Annotated in this window: 5 protein-coding genes; 1 reads left to right on the top strand and 4 read right to left on the bottom strand. The window is 48.0% G+C overall.

Annotation, left to right across the window (positions count from 1 at the left end; translation table 11 throughout):
* Positions 1 to 1,142: glutamate--cysteine ligase (locus AC3A8L_RS00945; protein WP_487960336.1), on the top strand; the 1,142-nt coding region annotated here is incomplete at its 5' end.
* 44 nt (positions 1,143 to 1,186) lie between these two features.
* Here AC3A8L_RS00945 and AC3A8L_RS00940 read toward each other — a convergent pair.
* From AC3A8L_RS00940 to topA, 4 genes are all read right to left on the bottom strand, one after another.
* Complete coding sequence (locus AC3A8L_RS00940; RefSeq protein WP_487960335.1) at positions 1,187 to 2,752, bottom strand: SulP family inorganic anion transporter; 1,566 nt, start codon at positions 2,750 to 2,752, stop codon at positions 1,187 to 1,189.
* Positions 2,753 to 2,868: 116 nt separating this feature from the next.
* Positions 2,869 to 3,147, bottom strand: coding sequence for a hypothetical protein (locus tag AC3A8L_RS00935; RefSeq protein WP_487960334.1), 279 nt, complete (start codon positions 3,145 to 3,147; stop codon positions 2,869 to 2,871).
* Positions 3,148 to 3,190: 43 nt separating this feature from the next.
* Entirely contained in the window at positions 3,191 to 3,730 is a 540-nt protein-coding gene (locus AC3A8L_RS00930) for a hypothetical protein (protein WP_487960333.1), read from the bottom strand.
* A 5-nt stretch (positions 3,731 to 3,735) separates the two neighbouring features.
* Positions 3,736 to 6,263: type I DNA topoisomerase (topA, locus tag AC3A8L_RS00925; RefSeq protein WP_487960332.1), on the bottom strand; the 2,528-nt coding region annotated here is incomplete at its 5' end.

Here is a 6,263-nt window from a genome sequence, read left to right as displayed (position 1 = left end):
TTCACTACAACTTTTCGCTACCCCGCGCTTTTTGGGCACACCTGCATAACGAAGAGCAAAGTACGCTCTGCTTAGACACCTATATTACCGACAAGTATTTTCACCTTATTCGCAACTTCAGACGCTACTATTGGCTACTTATTTATCTATTTGGCGCATCTCCCGCTGTTGACGCCAGCTTTGTTTCGGACAGAAAACACAACCTTCAAAATATTGGTAAAAACACACTCGGCCTACCCTATGCCACCTCATTAAGAATGGGCGATCTCGGATATCAAAGCTCAGCGCAATCAGAACTTTTTGTCTGCTATAACACACTCCCCTCTTACACAAGCACTCTAAGTAAGGCTATTCACACGTCCTACGAGGACTACAAATCCATAGAGCAAAACGGGAAACGCCAACTTAACCAAAGCCTGCTGCAAATCGAGAATGAGTTTTACAGCCCCATACGACCAAAGCGTACCGCCCATGCCGGCGAAACAGCCCTCACTGCACTGTGCAAACGTGGCGTTGAGTACCTTGAGGTTCGTTGCTTAGATTTAGATCCCTTCAGTCCTGTCGGTATATCGGGCTCTACGATTCACCTGCTAGATACGTTTTTAATGTATTGCCTACTTCTACCCAGCCCTAAATGCGATCAAACGGAATTTGCAAACACGGCAACTAACCAAAGCAGGGTCGTCACCGAAGGTCGAAAGCAAGGGCTCACCCTTATTGGGCAAAGCGGGAAAGAAGTTAAGCTTAGCGAGTGGGGACTTGAAATCCTTGATGGAATGAAACCCATTGCCGACATGCTGAACACCGCCTCAGGAGAGAGCGGTACGTATTGCGCTGCCATAGCGTCCGCCGAAAACAAACTCCACGAACCAGAACGTACGCCATCGGGGCAAGTAATGGCAGCCCTTGATAATGGATTGTCGCATACAGAGTTTGGTCTATCGCAAGCCGCTGCACACAAGGCCATATTCAACAGCAAGCCTTTGACCGACGAGCTTTATAAACGCTATAGCGATATGAGCGAAGAATCGCTGCACCTGCAACTGAGCGAAGAGGCCGACCCACAAAAACCGTTCGAAGAGTATTTAAAGGATTACTACCAGCAATACCAAGACTGCTGCAAAGACGCCGAGTTGGCTTAAGCAGCAATAAAAAAGGGTCACTCAAGTGACCCTTTTTAGAAGAACTAACCTAATTTATCGCTCACTACATGATACTCAGGGTCCTCTAGACGGTTCACTTCACACAGATCCCCCGCATTCTCCAATAACTTAATGCACTCTGGACTTAAATGTCGAATATGAAGCTTTTTCCCGAGCGCCGTATACCTTACAGCAAGACTATCTAACGCCTCGATTCCCGAGTGATCACTAACTCTGGATCGCGCAAATTCAATAACCACATGCTCTGGATCTGTTTCTGGTGTAAATAGCTCTTTGAAATTGCTGGCCGAACCAAAAAACAGCGGCCCTCGAAGCGCGTAGATTTTCATCCCCTTCTCATCAACACTTTCTTTCGCTTCGATATGTTGCGCATGCTTCCACGCAAAAACCAACGCAGACACAATCACACCAACGATCACAGCAATTGCCAGATCCGCAACAACAGTAATGCCCGACACCAATACAATAATGAAAGCATCCGACATTGGAATCTTCCGAAACATTCTCAAAGAGGCCCACTCAAAGGTACCGAGTACGACCATAAACATGACGCCCACCAAAGCCGCCAAGGGAATAACCTCAATCAATGGTGCTCCAAATAAAATAAAGGCCAGCAAAACCAGTGCAGCTGTAATGCCAGACATCCGGCCTCGGCCACCAGAGTTAATATTGATCATACTTTGGCCAATCATTGCACAACCACCCATGCCGCCAAAAAAACCATTAGTCGCATTCGCAACACCCTGACCAATACACTCACGATTACCGCGGCCACGCGTCCCCGTTATTTCATCGATTAATGTTAAGGTCAGTAAAGACTCAATCAAACCTACCGCTGCCAAAATGAGCGCCGTTGGCAGAATGATTTTCAGTGTCTCCCAGGTAAACGGAACTGCAGGGATAGAAAATGTGGGCAAACTACCCTCAAGCGTCGCTGTCGCGGCTTGATCAGCAGGTAGCATATCGCGTACAAAATCAATGACTGTACGCGCATCAAGCCCCAAGCTATGCACTAAAAGTGTCACAACAACAATGGCAACCAAAGAAGAAGGCACCGCTTTTGTTAACTTCGGCAAAAAGTGAATAATTGCCATCGTTACAGCAATTAAACCCAGCATTGTATACATTGCAGAGCCGGTCATTAGGACCTTCTCGCCAACATCGTTATTGATAAAGAACTGCCCCAGTTGTGCGAGGAAAATAACAATGGCCAAGCCATTAACAAAGCCCAGCATTACAGGGTGCGGTACCATGCGAATGTATTTACCTAAGCGAAACACCCCTGCAAGAATCTGAAACAAGCCCGACAGCAGCACCGCCGCAAACAGGTACTCCACTCCATATAATGCAACCAAGCCGACCATAACGACAGCAGTCGCGCCTGTTGCACCCGATATCATCCCCGGCCTACCACCCACAACGGCTGTAATAAGCCCCATCATAAAGGCCGCGTATAAGCCAATCATGGGCTCCAGCCCTGCAACAAAAGCAAAAGCAACAGCTTCAGGTACTAACGCGAAAGCGACAGTCGTGCCGGACAGCACGTCATTTTTTAAATTAGACGGGGTTCGATAGATTAAATTGAACATACTACTCAACATATTAGGGAGGGAGGCTTGGCCTAACACCAAGCAAGGGTGCGCATGTTAGCAAACCGGAGCATGCAGCTCAAATGATAGCCAAACTAGCGACAAAGAGGACGTTATTAATGCACTAAGTGAGAAACGACTTTATCGTCCTCATCTTGAACCTCAGACTGGAGGTCTTGTACCGCATCCAAACCGGCTTCAATCATGGCTTTAGCTACGCTAATCGCACCATTTTCAAGCGCAGCTTCAAGAAAGTATCGAGACTCTTCTGAAAAACGAATAGTGACTAACGGCTCTCCATCGGAGCGACCCTCGCCGGCACGGCATAAGCCAACCTCACCATCGGGAAACTCAACAACCTCATAGAGCAACGGCTCATCACTGTCTGTAGACATACTCAACTTCTTACCACTTTAAATGTTTGCTTCACCACAATGACTAACACTCCAAAGCTTGCGAGCGCTCATACAACATCAAGGCATCTAACTCTGCCCAAGAACAACTCAGCTCTGGCCCAACAAATACCTCACCACCGCTTGAGCTGGCAATTAGCGATTCAGCCTTAGGTGCCATCGCTGATAACGATGTATCAACCAGCAGAGACGATCGGTATTGTGATGATTCCGGCACCCCCACAGAAGCCAACACCGCGAGCACAGCTGCCAAAGGCGATGTAGCATCCGCCTCTTGGGCAAGCCAGCTAGCGACCAAATGAGCTTCGCATGGTGCAACTTTACGCATCGCCGCAAAACTACCCGCGGCCCCCAATAACGAAAGCCAGGCGTGTGGCTGATAACGTTTTTGCGTGCACTCCGCGAAATAACCGGTTAAGGCATTATGCATCGCGCGAACTGTTGCGGTTAAGAAAGTCCTTTGGGATAGCGCGCTTAGCGATTCAACATTGGCTAACTGTGAAAGTAGCCAGCGCACTTGCGCGCGCTGGTCGTCCACAAAACGTATAAGTGCAACATCAGCCACTGAAACTAATCGCTCTTTTTAGCTTTTTTTGCCGGTGCTTTTTTAGCTGGCGCCTTTTTGACGGGCTTTTCTTGAACGACCCACCTGCTGCCCTCATAAAAAGCCTTCCAGCCTGTTGGCTTAGCTTCAAGCTCAGACTGCACGTACTGCTCTTTGGTCTTTCGGCTATAGCGCACAACGGTATCATTACCATCGCTATCTTCTTGAGGCGCCTTCAAGAGATGCGCATACTTCGGATCCAACTGATCTTTAACGGTAATCAGTTCTTTCACCAGCGGCGCTCTCGTTTCACGGTTTTTAGGAAACTGACTAGCCGCCAAGAACATGCCGGAAGCGCCATCGCGTAAAACGTAATGGTCCTCCACTTTCAGGCACGTTAAATGCGGCATATCGACGGGGTCCATTTTAGGTGGAGCCGCCTCACCGTTGCGCAGTAACTTACGCGTATTCTTGCACTCTTCATTCATGCAGCCAAAGTACTTACCAAAGCGGCCATTCTTAAGCTGCATTTCAGCTTCGCACTTATCACACTCCAGCGTGGGCCCCTCATAACCTTTAATTTTAAAGGCGCCCTTCTCTATCTCGTAACCATTACAGTCTGGATTACTACCGCAAATATGTAACTTGCGAGACTCATCCAACAAATAATTCTCCATCGCCGTGTTGCATTTAGGGCAACGACGCTTGCTGCGCAACTGGAGCGTTTCGGCCTCGTCATCGTCAGCATCCATACTGACAGCTTCTTCACCCGGCACTAAATTCATTGTGCTTTTACAGCGTTCTTTGGGCGGCAAGGCATAACCCGAACACCCCAAAAATACGCCTGTACTGCCCGTGCGAATTTGCATATGACGGGCACATTTTTCACACGTAATATCCGTTTCGGTCGGCGCATTATTGCGCATACCAAACTCATCACCAGAAGCCTTCGTCAACTGATTGGTAAAATCGGAATAAAACTCATTTAAAAGCTCAATCCAATCTTTATTACCTTCCGCCACGGTATCAAGCATCGCTTCCATATTGGCGGTAAAACTATAGTCCATTAGTTCACGAAAGCTTTCAACCAAACGGTCAGTCACTATGTCGCCAATTTTATCGGCGTAGAAACGACGATTTTGAACGTGTACATAACCACGATCCTGGATGGTCGAAATAATTGAAGCGTAAGTCGATGGACGACCAATACCTTGTTTTTCCAACTCTTTAACCAAGCTTGCTTCAGTAAACCGCGCAGGCGGTTTTGTGAAATGCTGATTGGGTAACAGCTCATCCTTAGTTAACACATCACCCACTTTTACGTCAGGTAAAATGCCGTCATCTTCTTTTTTGCTAATCGGTGGGCTGACCTTCATGAAACCATCAAAGCGAACAACTCGCCCTTTGATGCGAAGCTGGTAGTCAGCAGCGCCGATCACAACAGAGGTACTCGTGAATTCCGCAGGTACCATTTGGCAAGCTACAAATTGCTGCCAGATGAGAGTGTATAAACGCTCTGCGTCACGCTCCATGCCCGTTAACTGCGTAGGTAGGCGAGAGACCTCAGAAGGTCGAATCGCTTCGTGCGCCTCTTGCGCGCCCTCTTTACTCGAATAACTAACAGGTGCCTCTGGAATGTATTTCTCACCAAACTTTTCGATGATGTAGTCACGGCAGTTGCTCACCGCTTCCGCACTTAAATTGGTTGAATCGGTACGCATGTAGGTAATAAAACCCGCTTCATACAAGCGCTGCGCCAATATCATTGTTTTCTTAACGCCAAATCCCAAGCGCGTACTCGCGGCCTGCTGCAACGTTGATGTTATGTAAGGCGCGCCGGGCTTAGACTTAGTGGGCTTATCATCGCGCGCAATAATTTCATACTTCGCATCCTGTAAGGCGTCTACAGCTACCTGCGTTTGCTCTTGCGTCTTAGGCGCAAATGCTTCTGATTTATAGCGCTTAACCTCACACTTCAAACGATCGCCATGGCCAGTATTCAGGTTGGCAAATAAGGTCCAATACTCTTCTGGAATAAATGCACGAATTCCACTTTCGCGCTCAGTGACCAATCGCAGCGCAACCGATTGCACTCGCCCAGCCGACAAACCTCGTGCGATTTTCGCCCACAATAATGGCGAAACCATATAGCCCACAACACGATCCAAAAAGCGTCGCGCTTGCTGAGCATTGACTCGGTCGATGTCTAATTTACCAGGCTCTTTAAAAGCATCCTGAATAGCGGACTTAGTAATTTCATTAAAAACCACTCGGCGATAGCGATCTGGATCGCCGCCTATCGCTTCACGCAAGTGCCATGCAATGGCTTCTCCCTCGCGATCCAAATCCGTCGCGAGATAGATTTCATCAGCGTCTTCCGCCAACTTTCGCAATTCAGCAACGACTTTTTCTTTACCCGGTAAAATTTCGTACTGTGCTTGCCAGTTGTTTTCAGGGTCAATTCCCATGCGCTTAACTAGCTGTTCTTTCGATTTGCGCGCTTTGTGTTCGACTTTTTCTTCTGGCGACATTTTGCGTGTCAAAGCGGCTTGGG

The sequence above is a fragment of the Marinagarivorans sp. genome, assembly GCF_982758155.1.
The sequence above is the reverse complement of the archived record's forward strand: the minus strand, read 5'-3'. Positions and strand labels throughout refer to the sequence as shown.